Annotated in this window: 15 protein-coding genes; 10 read left to right on the top strand and 5 right to left on the bottom strand. The window is 64.6% G+C overall.

Annotation, left to right across the window (positions count from 1 at the left end; translation table 11 throughout):
* Nucleotides 1–19: 19 nt before the first annotated feature.
* Nucleotides 20–340: a thioredoxin gene (gene trxA / locus BMI86_RS10945; protein WP_078541445.1), complete on the top strand. Its 321-nt coding sequence runs from the start codon at nucleotides 20–22 to the stop codon at nucleotides 338–340.
* A gap of 50 nt (nucleotides 341–390) precedes the next feature.
* On the opposite strand, the gene BMI86_RS10940 is transcribed toward trxA, so the two are convergent.
* A complete protein-coding gene (locus tag BMI86_RS10940) occupies nucleotides 391–1,296 on the bottom strand; it encodes a hypothetical protein (protein ID WP_078541444.1) in 906 nt (301 codons plus the stop codon).
* Between the two features lie 93 nt (nucleotides 1,297–1,389).
* On the opposite strand from BMI86_RS10940, the gene hslV reads away from it, so the two are divergent.
* The 4 genes from hslV (at nucleotide 1,390) to BMI86_RS10920 (ending at nucleotide 5,465) form a co-directional block, all read left to right on the top strand.
* Nucleotides 1,390–1,947 carry an ATP-dependent protease subunit HslV gene (gene hslV / locus BMI86_RS10935; RefSeq protein ID WP_078522728.1) on the top strand — a complete coding sequence of 186 codons (558 nt, stop codon included), beginning with the start codon at nucleotides 1,390–1,392 and terminating at the stop codon, nucleotides 1,945–1,947.
* Nucleotides 1,940–3,001, top strand: coding sequence for a hypothetical protein (locus BMI86_RS10930; RefSeq protein ID WP_078541443.1), 1,062 nt, complete (start codon nucleotides 1,940–1,942; stop codon nucleotides 2,999–3,001). The genes hslV and BMI86_RS10930 overlap by 8 nt, the downstream gene beginning before the upstream one ends.
* Nucleotides 3,002–3,004: 3 nt before the next feature.
* Nucleotides 3,005–4,312 carry an ATP-dependent protease ATPase subunit HslU gene (hslU, locus tag BMI86_RS10925; RefSeq protein ID WP_078541442.1) on the top strand — a complete coding sequence of 436 codons (1,308 nt, stop codon included), beginning with the start codon at nucleotides 3,005–3,007 and terminating at the stop codon, nucleotides 4,310–4,312.
* Between the two features lie 61 nt (nucleotides 4,313–4,373).
* The gene (locus BMI86_RS10920) at nucleotides 4,374–5,465 is read left to right on the top strand and encodes an alpha/beta fold hydrolase (RefSeq protein WP_078541441.1); all 1,092 of its coding nucleotides are present in this window, start codon (nucleotides 4,374–4,376) and stop codon (nucleotides 5,463–5,465) included.
* On the opposite strand, the gene BMI86_RS10915 is transcribed toward BMI86_RS10920, so the two are convergent.
* The 3 genes from BMI86_RS10915 to BMI86_RS10905 are packed head-to-tail and all read right to left on the bottom strand — an operon-like array spanning nucleotide 5,462 to nucleotide 7,604.
* The gene (locus tag BMI86_RS10915) at nucleotides 5,462–6,055 is read right to left on the bottom strand and encodes a Smr/MutS family protein (RefSeq protein ID WP_078541440.1); all 594 of its coding nucleotides are present in this window, start codon (nucleotides 6,053–6,055) and stop codon (nucleotides 5,462–5,464) included. The genes BMI86_RS10920 and BMI86_RS10915 overlap by 4 nt on opposite strands.
* Nucleotides 6,052–6,939 (bottom strand): MltA domain-containing protein, encoded by an 888-nt coding sequence (locus BMI86_RS10910; RefSeq protein ID WP_246831694.1) that lies wholly within the window; start codon nucleotides 6,937–6,939, stop codon nucleotides 6,052–6,054. Before BMI86_RS10910 ends, BMI86_RS10915 begins: the two co-directional genes overlap by 4 nt.
* A gap of 5 nt (nucleotides 6,940–6,944) precedes the next feature.
* Nucleotides 6,945–7,604, bottom strand: coding sequence for a Tim44/TimA family putative adaptor protein (locus tag BMI86_RS10905; RefSeq protein WP_078522789.1), 660 nt, complete (start codon nucleotides 7,602–7,604; stop codon nucleotides 6,945–6,947).
* A gap of 118 nt (nucleotides 7,605–7,722) precedes the next feature.
* On the opposite strand from BMI86_RS10905, the gene BMI86_RS10900 reads away from it, so the two are divergent.
* The 5 genes from BMI86_RS10900 (at nucleotide 7,723) to BMI86_RS10880 (ending at nucleotide 15,303) form a co-directional block, all read left to right on the top strand.
* Entirely contained in the window at nucleotides 7,723–8,250 is a 528-nt protein-coding gene (locus BMI86_RS10900) for an FxsA family protein (protein ID WP_078541439.1), read from the top strand.
* 59 nt (nucleotides 8,251–8,309) lie between these two features.
* Nucleotides 8,310–8,822, top strand: coding sequence for a protein-export chaperone SecB (gene secB, locus BMI86_RS10895; protein ID WP_078541438.1), 513 nt, complete (start codon nucleotides 8,310–8,312; stop codon nucleotides 8,820–8,822).
* 135 nt (nucleotides 8,823–8,957) lie between these two features.
* Nucleotides 8,958–9,485 (top strand): NUDIX domain-containing protein, encoded by a 528-nt coding sequence (locus tag BMI86_RS10890; protein ID WP_143594772.1) that lies wholly within the window; start codon nucleotides 8,958–8,960, stop codon nucleotides 9,483–9,485.
* Between the two features lie 113 nt (nucleotides 9,486–9,598).
* Nucleotides 9,599–11,392, top strand: a complete 1,794-nt coding sequence (locus BMI86_RS10885) for an autotransporter assembly complex family protein (protein ID WP_078541436.1) — start codon at nucleotides 9,599–9,601, stop codon at nucleotides 11,390–11,392.
* Nucleotides 11,392–15,303, top strand: a complete 3,912-nt coding sequence (locus tag BMI86_RS10880; RefSeq protein ID WP_078541435.1) for a translocation/assembly module TamB domain-containing protein — start codon at nucleotides 11,392–11,394, stop codon at nucleotides 15,301–15,303. The genes BMI86_RS10885 and BMI86_RS10880 overlap by 1 nt, the downstream gene beginning before the upstream one ends.
* A 44-nt stretch (nucleotides 15,304–15,347) precedes the next feature.
* Here the strand turns inward: BMI86_RS10880 and BMI86_RS10875 are convergent, their stop codons facing one another.
* The gene (locus BMI86_RS10875) at nucleotides 15,348–16,241 is read right to left on the bottom strand and encodes a YihY/virulence factor BrkB family protein (protein WP_078541434.1); all 894 of its coding nucleotides are present in this window, start codon (nucleotides 16,239–16,241) and stop codon (nucleotides 15,348–15,350) included.
* Between the last annotated feature and the right edge of the window lie 26 nt (nucleotides 16,242–16,267).

Genomic DNA, 16,267 nt, shown 5'->3' with positions numbered 1-16,267 from the left:
CAATATTCAGGAGGCTGACATGGCTACCGTTGCTGTTACCGACGCCACTTTCGACGAAGAAGTGCGCAAGTCCGACGTTCCCGTCGTGGTGGATTTCTGGGCTGAATGGTGCGGCCCCTGCCGCATGATCGGCCCGTCGCTCGAAGAGATTGCCGAGGAAATGTCCGGCAAGATCAAGGTCGTGAAAGTGAACGTCGACGAGAACCCAGACAGCCCGGCGACGCTGGGCGTGCGCGGCATCCCCGCCCTTTTCCTGTTCAAGGATGGCGAGGTCGTCTCGAACAAGATCGGCGCAGCCCCGAAAGCGGCGCTGCAAAGCTGGATCAACGAATCGATCTGATCTGCGGATCAGATTTGACGGAGGAAAAGGGCGCCTTCGGGCGCCTTTTTTCATGTCGGCCAGCCGAAATGGCGCAGCCTTGCGCGCAACCGGTCTTCGAACTCCGGGCGGCCCGCGTTGAGCGATTGCAGCTGCAGGAACCAGTAGAGGTAACGGGCGACCGGCGGCGTCTCGTGCAGTTTGGCGAAAGCGGCCTCGATCCCTTCGCGCGGCACCGATCCCGCGATGTGGTGGAAATCCGACAGGCCGAACAGGATCGCCGGTTTGCGCAAGAAGAACCCTTCGAGGGCGAGCGCGCTGTTTTGCGTGGCGACGAAGCGACAGCGGCGCAGCAGCTCGGGCGAGCCACCGGATTGGAAGCGAAAGCGCGGGTTGCTGGCCGCGATCGCCTCCAGCGCCTCGATTTCGCATGCTGTGTAATCCTCATTGGGGTGCAGCGTGGCCACGACCGGGCCGGAATGTCGGGCCAGCACCTCTTCGATCATCTGCACCGGGCTCACCGACTGGAACGAGCGGTGATCCAGCAGCCGCCCCTGCAGCGGAATGAAGGCCAGATCCTCCTCATCGGACGGTTTTACGCCGGGATAGAGCCTATTTCGTGTCGAAAAGAAGAACTGCGCCGCGGCCTCGCCGTCCACCTCCTCGGCATCGAACGCCGCCTGAGCGACCGGCCAATCCCATCGCTCCGCCTCCGCCTCGACATGCCAGAACGCCCCGACATAGGTCCGCCGGCAGGTCAGCGCCCGCGCATGGGTCGGCGGCTCCATCCGGTAGAGCGCATAGCCCTCGCGCGCGGGGGCCGCTGCGCGCGCCTCGGGGCCAGTCTGATGCAGGCTGACGGTCCAATCCGCCGTCTCCACCGCTCCGATCAGCCGCTTGAAGAAATTGTGTTCACCGGCCCGGACCTGCTCCAGAATCCAGTCATCGAGATAGATCGAAAGGTGCTGCGCGCTCATGCGGTGACGCTAGCGGCAGGCTCACGCACCGGCAAGCGGGGTTGCAGCCCCGGCCTGCGGGTTACATATCTTTGGCGCAAACGGAGGACTAACATGGCCGAAGAGAAATTCCCGGGCTGGCACGGCACGACGATCATCGGCATCCGCAAGGGTGGAAAAGTGGTGGTCGCGGGCGACGGGCAGGTCAGCCTTGGCCAGACCGTCATCAAGGGTTCGGCGCGCAAGGTGCGCCGCCTGAGCCCCGGCGGTCACGACATCGTGGCGGGCTTTGCAGGCTCGACCGCGGATGCGTTCACCCTGCTGGAGCGGCTGGAGAAGAAGCTCGAGGCTTCGCCCGGTCAGCTGATGCGCGGTTGCGTGGAGCTGGCGAAGGATTGGCGCATGGACAAATACCTGCGCAATCTCGAAGCGATGCTGATCGTGACCGATGGCAAGGATCTCTACGTTCTGACCGGCGCGGGCGACGTGCTGGAGCCGGAACACGGCATCGCCGCGATCGGCTCGGGCGGCAATTTCGCCCTCGCCGCGGCGCGCGGGCTGATGGAAACCGATCTCGACGCCGAGGCGGTCGCGCGCAAGGCGATGGCGATCGCATCGGACATCTGCGTCTACACCAACGGCAATCTGACGGTGGAGAGCATCGGTGGCTGAGCTGACGCGCGACGATCTGCGCGCGGCGGTCGCGGCTGGCCATATCAACGAGGCGCAGGCCGCGTCCGTGATGGCGCTGGCCAGTAACCGCCTCGCCGGTCGCGCGGCCCTTCCGGCCGAGGACGAACCGTTCGAGCTGTTCAAAGGTTTCGCCGAGATCTTCGTGACCGTCGGCCTCGGCATCCTGATCACCGGGTCGTTCGGCTTCCTCCTCTTTGCGGGCGGCAAGCTGGGTTACGCGATGCTGATCCCGCTGATCGCGCTGCTGGGCGAATATTTCACCCGCAAGCGCCGCATGGTGCTGCCCTCGATCCTGCTGACGCTCACGCTGGGCGGGGCGGTGCTGGCGAGCTTCCTCGGCATTCCGATCCTCGGGATGCGCTTCATCGCCGAAGCCCCGAACTTCGATCTCGCGCTGGTCGCGACGGCCGTCGCGCTGATTGCGTGGTTCCTGCGCTACCGGGTGCCGTTCTCGATGTTCCTCGTGGGGCTTTGCGGGCTGGGCCTGCTTCTGTCCTTCGCAAAAGGCTTCGACCCCGAAGCGCCGATTTCGCAGACGGTCGACCTGTTTGATCTGTCCAACGGCTCGGCGCTGTCGCTGGCGATGCTGGTCTTCGGGCTCTTGGCGCTAGCGGGCGGCATCTGGTTCGACATGCGCGACCCGCATCGGCTGGGTCGGCAATCGGCCTCGGGCTTCTGGCTGCACGTTCTGGCAGCCCCCGCGCTGGTCAACACGCTCGCGCTGACCTTCTACAAGATGGGGCCGGGCACGGGCTATGTGCTGCTGCTCGCCACGTTGGCCGTCTTTGCCGCGCTGGCGCTGATCATCGATCGGCGCTCCTTCTTCACGGCCGGGATCGGCTACATGATCTTTCTCAGCTTCTACGCTTTCGGCGACGCCGCCGATCCGCGCAGCTGGTGGATCACGCTGATCCTGATCGGCCTCTTTCTCACCGCGCTCGGCTCGTTCTGGACCGAGCTGCGCACGCGCCTGATGCGCGCGCTTCCCAATTTTCCCGGCAAGCACCGCCTGCCGCCCTATGCCACGGAGTAATCCATGACCGATCTGACCCCCCGCGAAATCGTCTCGGAACTCGACCGTTTCATCATCGGCCAGAAGGACGCCAAGCGCGCCGTCGCCGTTGCGCTGCGCAACCGTTGGCGCCGTCAGCAACTGCCCGACGATCTGCGCGAAGAGGTTTATCCGAAGAACATCCTGATGATCGGCCCGACTGGCGTCGGCAAGACCGAGATCTCGCGCCGTCTGGCGAAACTGGCCCGCGCGCCTTTCCTGAAGGTCGAGGCCACGAAGTTCACCGAGGTCGGCTATGTCGGTCGTGACGTGGAGCAGATCATCCGCGATCTGGCCGATGTCGCGATGGTGCAGACCCGCGACTACATGCGCGAAGAGGTGAAGGCGAAGGCGCATCAGGCCGCCGAGGATCGTGTGATCGCCGCGCTCGCCGGCACCGATGCGCGCGAAAGCACCCGCGAGATGTTCCGCAAGAAGCTCCGCGATGGCGAGCTCGACGACAAGATCATCGAGCTCGATGTGGCAGATCAGTCCGGCGGCATGCCGCTCGGGATGATGGGCGGTCAGCCGGGCATGGAACAGCAGATGCAGGGGCTTCAGGACCTGTTCAAAGCCTTCGGCGGCAACCGCACCACGCGGCGCAAGATGACCGTCTCGGAGAGCTACGAGACGCTGATCTCGGAAGAGGCCGACAAGCTTCTCGACGACGAGACGGTGAAAACCGCAGCCCTCGAGGCCGTGCAGCATTCCGGCATGGTCTTCATCGACGAGATCGACAAGGTCACGGCGCGCTCGGATGCGCGCGGGGCCGATGTCTCGCGCGAGGGCGTGCAGCGCGACCTGCTGCCGCTGATCGAGGGCACGACCGTTTCGACCAAGCTCGGCCCGGTGAAGACCGATCATATCCTCTTCATCGCCTCGGGCGCGTTCCACATCGCGAAACCCTCGGACCTGCTGCCCGAACTGCAGGGCCGTCTGCCGATCCGCGTGGAGCTGCAGGCGCTGACCGAGCAGGACTTCACCCGCATCCTGTCGGAGACCGACAACGCGCTGACCCGCCAGTATCAGGCGCTGATGAAGACCGAAGAGGTCGAGGTCGCCTTCACCGAAGACGGCATCGCGGCGCTCGCCCGGATCGCGGCGGAGGTCAATCAATCGGTCGAGAATATCGGCGCACGACGGCTCTATACCGTCATGGAACGGGTGTTCGAGGAGCTGTCCTTCACCGCGCCCGACCGCTCGGGTCAGCAGGTGACGGTGGATGCGGAATTCGTCGAGAACGAGCTGGGCGATCTGACCCGCGACACCGATTTGAGCCGCTACGTCCTCTAGGGCACTGGCACCTCGCGCGCGCTCTGTTATCCTCCTGCGGGAGGGATGCGAGGCGCGGGCGATGGTGCGGTTTCTGATCGTAATCTTGATGCTGAGCTTGGCCGCCTGCGCACCGCGTGGGCGGCTTGCCTATCTCGATCACCCGGTCGCCGATGCGCGCTCGATTTTCGTGGGCTCGACCCGGGCGCCCGATCCGCAGACCGGGCAACCCTTCGGCGCCGCGCGCAGCCAGCAACTGCGGCTCGCGCGCTTCGATGTCGCCACGCCGCCGGATCGCGAGGTGGCCGAGATCGCCTATCCGATGACTGACACGTCGCCGGTCGACCCGGACAAGCAGTTCCTCGTCTCGCAATCCGAGATCGACATGAAGCGCCCCGCGTTCCAGTCGGAGCTGCGCACGGCGCTGCGCAAACATGACGGGCAGGCGGTGCTGTTCGTCCACGGCTTCAACAACTCCTTCGCCGAGGGGCTGTACCGGATGGCGCAGATGGGCGCGGATTTCGATCTGCCCGGCGTGCTGGTGCATTATTCCTGGCCGTCGCGGGCGAATGTGCTGGGCTATGCCTACGACCGGGATTCGGTGCTCTTCGCGCGCGACGGGCTGGAGAAATTGATCGACGATCTGAACGCGGCGGGGGCGAAACGCATCCTGATCGTGGGCCATTCGCTGGGCGCGGAACTGGTGATGGAGGTGCTGCGTCAGGAGGCGATTACGCGGAAACAGGGTCGATTTTCGACGATTTCCGGGGTGGTCCTGATCTCGCCGGACATCGCGGTGGATGTGTTCAAGACGCAGGCCGACGCGATCGGCGCGCTGCCGCAGCCGTTCATCATCTTCACCTCCGCGAAGGATCGCGCGCTGCAACTCTCGGCGCGGCTGTCGGGCAAGCGCGACCGGCTGGGCAATCTGGAAGACGTCTCCAGCATCGCGCACTACAAGGTGACGCTGATCAATGTCTCGGCCTTCAACACCGGCGACGGGCATTTCAACGTCGTCACCTCGCCTGCGCTGATCCGGTTGCTCGACAGCGCGCAGAAAGTGGCCGAGGTGCTCGAGGTCGAACAGTTCGGGCGCACGGGGCTGGGCGATGCTGTGGTGCTGACGGTCGAGAATACGACGCAGATCATCCTCGCGCCGATCTCGGGCGGTTAGCGGATCCGGCGCAGATAGACGTAATAGGCGCCCGCGCCGCCATGTTTCAGATGCGCCTCGTTGATCTGCATGACGGCGGGCGCGAGCGGCATCATCCGCAGCCATTGCGGCACCTGATGGCGTAGCACGCCCACCCGCCGCGGGATCGGGCCGTCATCGTCGCCGCGCTTGCCCTTGCCTGTGATCACAAGCACCAGCCGCTTGCCGTGGCTTTGCGAATTCAGGATGAAGCGGATCAGTTCGGGATGCGCCTCGGCCAGAGTCAGCCCGTGCAGATCGAGCACGCCTTCGGGCTTCAGCTTGCCGCGCGTCATCGCCTTATGCGCCTTGCGGTCCATCGTGACGGGCTGACGTGCGAGATGCTCGCCCGGCTCCGGGGCCAGATCGTGACGGCTGGACGAGGGCTTGGCGTGCTGACCCATCTCGAAACTGCGCAGCCCCTCGGCCTTCGGTTTCGGCTTGGGTTTGGGCGTCAGAAAAGACTCTAATTCGGCGGGATCGGCCTTTTTCGGGCGGTAATTCTCCGTGGTCGACGCCACGCGATCCCACAGCGCGCGTTCTTCGGGGCTGAGTTTGCGTTTGCGGCTCATGCGCGCCTCCGCAAGCCGATCATCCGGCCCTTGGCGTTGATCGCGCCCGCGATGCGCCCGGCATCTAGGCCGGTGCCAATGAAGATATCGCCGCGCCCCGCGCCCTTGATCGCAGAGCCCACGTCCTGCGCCACCATCAACCGCTGCCCAAAGCCGGGGCAGTCGATCCAGACCGGGCTGCCCAGCGGCACGACCTCGGGGTCTACGGCGAGACTGCGTCCTGCGCTCACCGGACGCCCCATCGCGCCCAGGGGGCCGGTGTCGCCCGGGATATCCAGCACCCGGAAGAATACGAAAGAGGGGTTGTGATCGAGCAGTCCTTGCAGCTGATCGGGGTTCTCGGCGGCCCAGCGTCGGATGAACTCGGGCGTCATCTCCTCGGGCGGGGCTGCGCCGCGCGCGATCAGCTCCTTGCCGATCGAGCGGTAGGGATGCCCGTTCTTGCCGTCGAACCCCAGCCGCAGGCTGCCGCCATCTTCAAACCGCACCCGCAGCGAGCCTTGCACCTGCGCGAGATAGGCCTCGATCGGGCTCTCCAGCCAAATCAGTTCGTGCCCCGCCAGTAGATCGCCCGCCGCGATCTCGGCGCGGGTATACCACGGCGAATTAGACCCTATTTCACCCGGTTTCGCGTAAAGCGGCCAGGCGAAGCGGTCGGATTTCTCCCGCGCGCCGGGCAGTTCGGGTTCGTAATATCCGGTGAAATGCGCGGCCCCCTCGGGGGCGATTTCATAGGGGGCGAAATAGGTCTCGAAGGCGGTTCTGGCATCGTCCAGCCCGGCGGTGTCCATCCCATAGAGATCGGCCGTAACGCAAAACGCCGCCCAAGCGGCGGCGTGATCGTCCCGGGTCCATCCGGGAATATCGGCGAAGGACAGCGCCACCGGCTTCAGCCGCCCGTGGCGACGAGCTGCCAGTTCGGGTCATTCGCACCCATTGTGCGGGCGAAGGTCCAGATGTCACGCTGCTTGCGCGGCGATTTGGGATCGCCCTCGACCACCTCTCCGGCGGCATCGCGCGCAACCGAGATGATCTCGGCCCCGAAGCGCACGGTCACTTCGGCCTCTTTCGTGGAGTGGTCGAAATCGGCATTGCTCAGCACCAACTCGCGCAGGCCGAGGAATTCCGCCTGAACGTCGAGACCTTTCTCCTTGCGCGCTTCCACGGCGCCCTCGAAGGCCTCGTAGACCTCGGCGGACAGGAAGGGGCGGACCTTTTCCAGATCGCCGGTCTCGAAAGCCATCAGAATCATCTCGTAAGCGCCGCGCGCGCCTTGCAGGAATTCCGAGACCGAGAAGCTCGGCTCGACCCGTTTCATCGCGGCCAGCGCCACGGCGGCGGTCGAGCCTTCGGGCACATTGTCGATGATATCGTGATCGGGACCGCCTTCGATCACGTCGAAATCGCGCTTCGGCGTCGGCGTGTCCGGCGTTTCGGGCGCGATCGGCTTTTCATAGCCCTCACGGGTCCCGAGCACGCTTTTCAGCTTGAAAATCAGGAAGATCGCAATCGCCGCGAGGACGATAAGCTGAATGACGGCACCGGACATCGAGACCCCTGTGTTTGGCTTCATGTTTGTTTCTAGGTCAATGGCTACTTATGTAAGGCGTCAACTAGTTCAAGTCCACCGGCGCAGCTTGCCCGGAGACGCGATAAAAGAGGATGCCATGTGGATCTTTCTGGCCTTTCTGGCCGTGCCGCTGATCGAGATCGGTCTGTTCATTCAAGTGGGCGGGCTCATCGGCCTGTGGCCGACGCTGGGGATCGTGTTGCTGACCGCGATCGTCGGCACGTCGCTGGTCCGCCGGGAAGGGGCGCGTGCGCTCAACGATCTGCGCAGCTCGCTCAATGAATTGAGCGACCCGTCGCGCCCGCTGGCGCATGGCGCGATGATCCTCGTGGCCGGGGTGCTGCTGCTGACGCCGGGCTTCTTTACCGATACGGTCGGGATCCTGCTGCTGATCCCCGGAATTCGTGACTGGGTGATGAAAGCCGCAGCGAGCCGGGTGAAGGTGCAGCGATTCGAGATGGGCGGCGCATACCGGACGACGACCCAATACGATCCGCGCCGCGAGCCTCCGCACCGCCCGCGCGATCCGGAGATCCTCGATGCCGAAGAGGTCGAGGAGATGACCCATCGCGACGATCCCAACGGCAAGCCCTCCGACGGGCCGTCCGGCTGGACGCGTCATTGAGAATTGAGGCTTCTTTCTGCCGGTGCTAAACCTCGCACAAATAATTTTGGGAGAGGTCGATGACTGACGAAGCAAATGGCGGGACCAACGGCGCCGCGGATCCGCAGCAAGAGCAACAAGGGCTGCGCATGAACATCCTCGCGCAATTCACGCGCGACATGTCCTTCGAGAACAACGTCGCCACGAAAGGCGTGCAGACCAGCGACATCCAGCCCGAGATGCAGGTGCAGGTGTCGCTCGACGCCAAGAAGCGCAACGCCGAGCATCAATACGAGGTGATCACCAAGTTCAAGATCACCGCGAACAACAAGTCGGACGGCGCGACGCTCTACCTGCTCGAGCTCGATTACGGCGGCATCTTCCACGTCGAGGGCGTGCCGGAAGATCAGCTTCATCCGTTCCTGCTGATCGAATGCCCGCGTCAGCTGTTCCCCTTCGTGCGCCGCATCGTCTCGGATGTGACCCGCGACGGTGGCTTCCCGCCCTTCAACCTCGAGATCGTCGATTTCGTCGCGCTGTATCGCAACGAACTGGCGCGTCGTCAGCAGACCGAGGCGCCCACGACGGTCTGATTCGTCAAGCTGGCCTGAGGCGCGGCATCGTGCCTCAGGGACAAGCTGACACCGTGACTCTGGCCTGTCACGGACCCATTTTGTAACGGTGATCCCGTCCGCGACCCGGACAGGATCACCGGATTCAAAAGAGGTATCATGGGCCAGATACAGGCATGGATCGAGGGCACGCTCGCCCCTGTCGATGTGATGGATGCGCATCGCGAAGGGATCCGCCACCGGGCGGTTTCTATTTTCGTCATGGATGGCGAAAAGCTTCTTTTGCAGAAGCGCTCGGAAAACTGCCTGCAATCTCCCGGTCTCTGGTCGAATACCTGCTGCAGTCACCCCGATTGGGGGGAGCGTCCCGAGACCTGCGCGCGGCGGCGGCTGCGCGAGGAGCTGGGCATCGAGGGGCTCTATCCTGCCCATGCCGACCGTATCGAATACCGGATGGATATCGGCGACGGGCTCGTCGAGCACGAAGTAACCGACATCTACATCGCCTATGCGCAGCGCGGCCTCACCGTGAATCCCGATCCCGAGCTGGTCTCGGAGACCCGCTGGATCGGACTTTACGACCTCGGGGCCGAGGTGCGGCGCTATCCCGATCGGTTCTCGCGCTGGCTGCGGTTTTACATGCAGGAGCATATCTCCCGCATCCTGCCCGCCCTGATCTGCTGAGCGGCGGGGATTTCTGCCGATTGCCTTAAATTGCTACGCGGAATTCCGCGCTTGCCCTAGCTTTCGTACCGCTTACCTGTAACTCTGCTCTCGATTGGGCGGGGGCATGAGTAATGGGACTGAAGACCATCCGAGTTTTTCATTTGAGCGTGGCGGCGCTTGCGATCCTCGCGACCCCGGCACTCGCATATTCGTTGAAGTTCAATACCCCCGGCGCGTCGGACGATCTGCGCAATACGATCAAGGGCGCATCGCTTCTGGTGCAATCTGCAGAAGACGACAGCAAGGACGCGCAGGACGTGCTCTCCGAGGCGCGCGCCGACTATAACCGGATCGTTTCGGCGCTGTTCGCCGAGGGGCGGTATTCCGGCACCGTGTCGATCAAGCTCGACGGGCGCGAGGCCGCCACGATCCCGCCGCTCGATGCGCCTTCCACGGTGAACAACGTCACCGTGACCGTGACGCCGGGCCCCGAATTTACCTTCTCGCGCGCCGATATCGCGCCGGTCGCGCCGAAAACCGATCTGCCCGAGGGCTACAAGGTCGGGGCGGTCGCGAAATCGGGCGTGATCGTCGATGCGGCGAGCGCGGCGACGACCGGCTGGCGCGATGCGGGACACGCCAAGGCCGAAGTCTCCTATCAGAACATCGTCGCGGATCACCGCGCCAATCAGCTGGCCTCCGACGTGCGCCTGGCACCGGGGCCGCTGGTGACCTTCGGGCGGCTCGAGACCTCCGGCAACAAGCGCTTGCGCACGAAGCGCCTGCGCGAGATCGCGGGCTTCCCGACGGGCGAGGTCTACGACCCGAAGAAGCTGGATCAGGTTCAGTCGCGGCTGCAGCGCACCGGGATTTTCTCCTCGGTCGCGATCACCGAGGCGAAGACACTCAACCCCGATGACAGCCTCGATGTGAACCTTGCCGTGGTCGAGCAGAAGAAACGCAAGATCGGCCTCGGCGCGGAACTCAGCACCAGCGACGGGCTCGGCCTCAACGGCTACTGGCTGCACCGCAACCTCTTCGGCGGCGGCGAACGCTTCCGCGTCGATGCGGGCATTTCCGGCATCGGCGGCGCGACGGGGGGCACGGATTACTCGATCGGCGCGCGGATCGACCGCCCGGCGACCTTCAACCCGGAAACCAGCGCCTATATCACCACCGAGATCAGCCAGAAGAACGAAGAGGATTACACCGAGAACGCCTTCGATATCGGCTTCGGTCTGACGCGGATCTTCAACGACAAGCTGACCGGCGACGTCTCGATCAATTACGGCTGGTCCAAGGTGACCGACGACTCGGGGCAAACCTATTTCCGTCAGGTCTATCTGCCGACGAAACTCACCTGGGACGATCGCGACAACAAGCTCGATCCGACCAAGGGCTATTTCATTCAGGCGGGCGTGACGCCCTTCGTCGGGATCGGCGGCGATACCGGGACCGGGGCGCAGGTCACGGGCGATCTGCGCGCCTATCGGGGCTTCGGACAGAACGATCGCTTCGTGCTCGCGGGCCGCGTGCAGCTTGGCGGGGTCTATGGGTCCGATCTCGAGGAAACCCCGCGCGACTATCTGTTCTATTCGGGCGGCGGTGGCACCGTGCGCGGCCAGCCTTACCAGTCGCTTGGCGTCGAAGTGCTCGACGGCGGCACGCTGAAAACCGGCGGCACTGAATTCGTGGGCTTCCAGGGCGAAGCCCGCATCGGGATCACCGACAAGATCGGCGCGGTCGCCTTCTACGATTACGGCTATATCGCGGGCGGCGGCGACTCGGGCTCGCAGGCGGGCGCGGGTCTCGGCCTGCGCTACAAGACGGGCATCGGCCCGATCCGCCTCGACGTCGGCTTCCCGGTCTCGGGCGGCACCGGATCGGGGGCGCAACTCTATATCGGTATCGGGCAGGCCTTCTGATGAAACGTTTCGCTATCCTTCTCGCCTTCTGCCTCACGCCGCTGGTCGCCACCGCGCAGGACAGCACGCCGCAGACCGCGGACGGGGCAGGGGCCGCGACCGACGAGCAAACGCAGCGCGACCGCTCCTATCTGACCGGTCTGATCGAGGATAACCTCTCGGGCGCCGGGCGCACCGTGCGGCTCGACGGGTTCTCGGGGGCGCTCAGTTCGCGGGCGACCTTCGATCAGCTCACGATCTCCGACAAGGACGGCGCGTGGATCACGATCAAGGATGGCGCACTCCAGTGGAACCGCACGGCGCTGCTGACCGGCAAGATCGAGATTGACGAGCTCTCCGCCGCCGAGATCGACCTGCCGCGCCTGCCGACCTCCGAGAGCAGCTCGACCGCTCCCAGCCCCGAGGCCAAGCCGTTCCAGCTTCCCGACCTGCCCGTCTCGGTGCAGATCGGCAAGATCGACGCGAAGAAGGTGATCCTCGGCGAGCCAATCCTCGGACAAGAGGCGACGGTCAAAGTCTCTGGCTCGATGTCGCTCGCAGGGGGCGAGGGCAATGCCAAGCTCGACATCACCCGGATCGACAACAAGAAGGGCCAGTTCTCCCTTACCGCATCCTACGAAAACGCCACGCGTGAACTGGGCCTCGACCTGCTGGTGGACGAGGGCAAGAACGGGATCATCGTCCAGAAAGTCGGCCTTCCGGGCAATCCGGCGATGACGCTCGCCGTTTCGGGCAAGGGCCCGCTTGACGATTTTACCGCCGATATCGTGCTGAGCACCGAAGGTCAGCAGCGTCTGGCGGGGCAGGTCTCGGTGGGCAGCAAACTGCCCGACGGCGCACCCGAAGGGAGCGACAAGGTTACGACCTTCTCCGTCGCGCTGGGCGGCGATATCCGCCCGCTCCTGCCGCCCGATTACCATGAATTCTTCGGCAACGAGGTCGCGCTGGTCGCGGATGGCACGCGCACGGCCTCGGGACAGACGACGCTCAATACGCTCGATCTGAAATCGCGCGCGCTGCAGCTGAACGGCTCGGCGCAGACTGGCGCCAACAACATGCCGGTGAAATTCGACCTCACCGCCAAGCTCGGCCTCGGCGATGGCCAAGAGGTGCTGCTGCCGATCTCGGGGCCGAAAACCTATGTGCAATCGGGCACGCTCGATCTCTCTTATGACAAGGCCGAAGGCGATGGCTGGAAACTGACGGGCCGTCTGAACCAGCTGCGCCGCGAGGATGGCACCAAGATGCTGACCGCGAACCTCTCGGGTTCGGGCCGCATCCGGCAGGCTTCGCCGCCCTCTGCGGGTGGCACGGTGCTCTTGGGCATCAACGGGCTGGAGCTGTCCGATCCGAAGCTGAGCGCCGCCGCGGGCAGCGCCGTCACCCTGCGCACCGTGTTCTCGTGGCAGCAGGACAAGCCGCTGCGCTTGTCGCAATTGGCGCTGAAGGGCACCGGCTACAGCCTGAATTCGAACCTCACGATCGACAATATCAGCGAGGGCGTCACCATCGAGGGCGCGGCGCAGATCGACCATTCGAACCTCTCGATGCTCTCGGGTCTGGCGGGGCGTGATCTCGGCGGCGCGGCACGGATGACGGTCGCGGGGAAATACACCGTTCTCAGCGGTGCCTTCGACGCCAATCTCAACCTCGTCGGTCAGGACATCTCGATCGACCAGCCGCAGGCGGATCGTGCGCTGGCGGGCCGGTCGGAAATCGCGATCTCGGCCAAGCGGGATGAGACCGGGCTGACGCTGGATTCGCTCAACGTGCAGACAAGCGCCGGCACGCTTCAGGCGCAGGGCGATCTGGCGAGCGAGAACGGCAAACTGACCGCCACGCTCGATACCAATGACCTTTCGCTGCTGGGCGATCAATATGGCGGCAAGTTGGCCGCCGATGCGACTGTGACGCTGAATGGCGGCACCTATGGCGTGACGCTCAAAGGCACCGGCAATTCCCTCGCGATCGGTATCCCCGAGGTGGACCGCGCACTGGCCGGACGGTCGGAGATTTCGGTCTCGGGCTCGCGCAGCGATGCCAGCATGACGCTCGACTCGCTCGACGTGAAAACCGCAGCGGGAGAGCTGCAGGCGCAGGGCAATCTCGACGGCGACAAGGGCAAGGTGACCGCGCATCTCGACACCAAGGATCTGTCGGTGCTGGGCGCGAAATATGGCGGTACGCTCGTGGCTGATGCGACGGCGACGATGGATGGCGCGACCTATGGGCTGACGCTCGACGGCACCGGCAAATCCCTCGCAATCGGTCAGCCCGAGGCGGACAAGTTGCTGGCGGGCACGACGAACCTCTCGCTGCAGGCCAAATATGCGAACGGCGCGGTCGAAGTGCAGAACCTCGACCTGAAGAACCCGCAGCTCGACGTCTCCGCCAAGGGGACCGCGGGCGAGACCTCGCGCAAGGTCGACCTGAACGCGCGCCTCGCCAATGCCGCGCTGCTCGCGCCGGGCTTCCCGGGACCGGTGACGGTGTCGGGCACGGTCACCGAGGATGGCTCTGGGTATAATCTGAACCTCTCGGGCACCGGGCCGGGCGGCTTGGACGCGAAGGTCTCGGGGCGCATGGCGACGAATTTCGCCGATGCCGATCTCTCGATCACCGGGCAGGCGCAGACCGCGCTCGCCAACAGCTTCATCGAGCCGCGCTCGGTCCAGGGCCCGCTCAGCTTCGATCTGCGGATGAACGGCAAACCGGGGCTCGCGGCACTGTCGGGCACGGTGACGTCGAATGGCGCGAAGGTTGTCGCGCCCAATCTCGGCATGGTTCTGGAAAACGTCGACACGCGCGTGCAGCTTTCGAATGGCAGCGCGCAGCTTGGCGTGACCGGGCGGCTGGGCACGGGCGGGCAAATCACCGTCAACGGCCCGATCAACCTCTCCGCGCCCTATAACGGCAATCTGACGATCCGTTTCGACCGCGCGCGGCTGAAGGATCCCGAGCTGTATGACACGCGCGCGTCGGGCACGATCACGATGGACGGCCCGCTGACCGGCGGTGCGAAAATCGCCGGGCGCATCACGCTGAGCGATACCGAATTGCGGGTGCCCTCCTCGGGCGTCGGCGGCGGGGCTTCGGTGCCCGACGGGATCGAGCATGTCGGCGAAAGCGCGGCGGTGCGCGAGACGCTGAAGCGTGCGAGCCTGCTGAACAATGGCCAGAGCGATGCGAGCGGTGGTGCGAAGGCCTCCGGTCCGTCCTTCCCGCTCGATGTCACCATCGCCTCCGAGCGCGGCATCTTCGTGCGCGGCCGGGGGCTCGATGCAGAGCTTGGCGGCTCGCTGCGGATCACCGGCACCACGGCGAACGTGATCCCGATCGGGCAGTTCTCGCTCGTGCGCGGGCGGCTCGACATTCTGGGGCAGCGCTTCACGCTCGATCAGGGCCGGATCGCGCTGCAAGGCGCGCTGGTGCCCTATATCGACTTCACCGCGACGACGACGCAGGACGATTACACGATCTCGATCAACATTCAGGGGCAGGCGGATGCGCCGCAGGTGACCTTCACCTCCTCGCCCGAGCTGCCGCAGGACGAGGTTCTGGCGCGGCTGATCTTCGGGCGGTCCATCGACAATCTCTCGCCCTCGCAGGCGGCGCAGCTGGCCTCGGCGGTCGCGACGCTCGCGGGCAAGGGCGGTGAGGGGATCATCGGCAATCTGCGGAAGAATTTCGGGCTGGATGATTTCGACGTCTCGACCGATGCGCAGGGCAACACCCAGCTCAAGGTCGGGAAATACCTGTCGGACAATATCTATACCGATGTCACGGTGGGCGGCGACGGCACCTCCCAGATCAACCTCAATCTCGATGTGACCAAGAGCCTCACCGCGCGCGGGACCGTCGGCTCCGACGGCAAGAGCGGCATCGGCCTCTATTTCGAGAAGAACTACTGATCCATAAGTTTCACTTCATTTCCGCGTCTGGAAATAAGTGAAACTTATGAGGATGAGGCTTTCTCGCCCTTAGCCTCGTCGTCGCCCTCGATTGCGTCGCGCAGTTTCTCTTGCGCGCGACGCTTGCGGAAGGCGGCGAGTTCGGCGTTCAGCGCCGCCCCCATCAGCACCGAGAAGGCGCTGAGATAGAGCCAGACGAGAAGCGCGATCACCGCCCCGATCGAGCCGTAGATCTTGTTGTAATTGCCGAAATTCGACAGGTAGAAGGTCAGCCCGATCGAGCTGAGCCCCCAGAGCGCCGTCGCCAGAACCGCGCCGAGCGTCAGGATCGGATCGCGCTTGCCCTCGGTGTTCGGGCCATAGCGATAGAGAATGCCGAGCGCGGTCAGCATCAGCAAAAGCATCGCCGCCCATGGCAGGCCCGAGAGCAGGATCTTGGAATATTCGTGGAAAGGCAGGAAGTTGATGACGACGGGCACGACGACCACCGTGGCCATCGCGGCCAGCATCACGCCGACCAGCGCGATGGTCATCAGGTAGCCCATGATGAAGCTCCAGATCGTCGCGCGGGGCCGGGTGCCGTGGATCACGTTGAGGCTGAGCACCAGCGCCGCGACGCCCGCGCGGGCCGAGAACAGGGTCACGGCGGCGGAGATCACGACGCCGAGCCCGATTGTCGCGCGCGGCCCGATCAGCCAGTTCTGAATCTGGTCGTTGATCAGCGCATAGGCTTCGGGCGGGATGAAATCATCCGCCACGTTGAGATAGGTGCGGATCACGGTCGGATCGGCAAACGCGCTCCACAGCGCGATGGTCGCGGAGATGCCGGGGAAGATCGCGAGCATGGAATAGAAGGCGACCCCCGCCGACACGAGGGTGATATTCGATTGGAACAGCCGCCCGAACAGGCTGACCGCGAATTTCGCCGTTTCTCTCACGCGCTACTCCTCGTTTCATTCACCAT

Origin of the sequence: Thioclava sp. DLFJ5-1, assembly GCF_002020115.1 — a bacterium.
GTDB classification, from domain to species: Bacteria; Pseudomonadota; Alphaproteobacteria; order Rhodobacterales; family Rhodobacteraceae; genus Thioclava; species Thioclava sediminum.
The sequence above is the reverse complement of the archived record's forward strand: the minus strand, read 5'-3'. Positions and strand labels throughout refer to the sequence as shown.

Coding starts and splice junctions, on each gene's coding strand:
- trxA (WP_078541445.1), top strand. CDS start 20: ATGGCTACCGTTGCTGTTACCGACGCCACTTTCGACGAAGAAGTGCGC.
- BMI86_RS10940 (WP_078541444.1), bottom strand. CDS start 1,296: ATGAGCGCGCAGCACCTTTCGATCTATCTCGATGACTGGATTCTGGAG.
- hslV (WP_078522728.1), top strand. CDS start 1,390: ATGGCCGAAGAGAAATTCCCGGGCTGGCACGGCACGACGATCATCGGC.
- hslU (WP_078541442.1), top strand. CDS start 3,005: ATGACCGATCTGACCCCCCGCGAAATCGTCTCGGAACTCGACCGTTTC.
- BMI86_RS10920 (WP_078541441.1), top strand. CDS start 4,374: ATGGTGCGGTTTCTGATCGTAATCTTGATGCTGAGCTTGGCCGCCTGC.
- BMI86_RS10915 (WP_078541440.1), bottom strand. CDS start 6,055: ATGAGCCGCAAACGCAAACTCAGCCCCGAAGAACGCGCGCTGTGGGAT.
- BMI86_RS10905 (WP_078522789.1), bottom strand. CDS start 7,604: ATGTCCGGTGCCGTCATTCAGCTTATCGTCCTCGCGGCGATTGCGATC.
- BMI86_RS10900 (WP_078541439.1), top strand. CDS start 7,723: ATGTGGATCTTTCTGGCCTTTCTGGCCGTGCCGCTGATCGAGATCGGT.
- secB (WP_078541438.1), top strand. CDS start 8,310: ATGACTGACGAAGCAAATGGCGGGACCAACGGCGCCGCGGATCCGCAG.
- BMI86_RS10885 (WP_078541436.1), top strand. CDS start 9,599: ATGGGACTGAAGACCATCCGAGTTTTTCATTTGAGCGTGGCGGCGCTT.
- BMI86_RS10880 (WP_078541435.1), top strand. CDS start 11,392: ATGAAACGTTTCGCTATCCTTCTCGCCTTCTGCCTCACGCCGCTGGTC.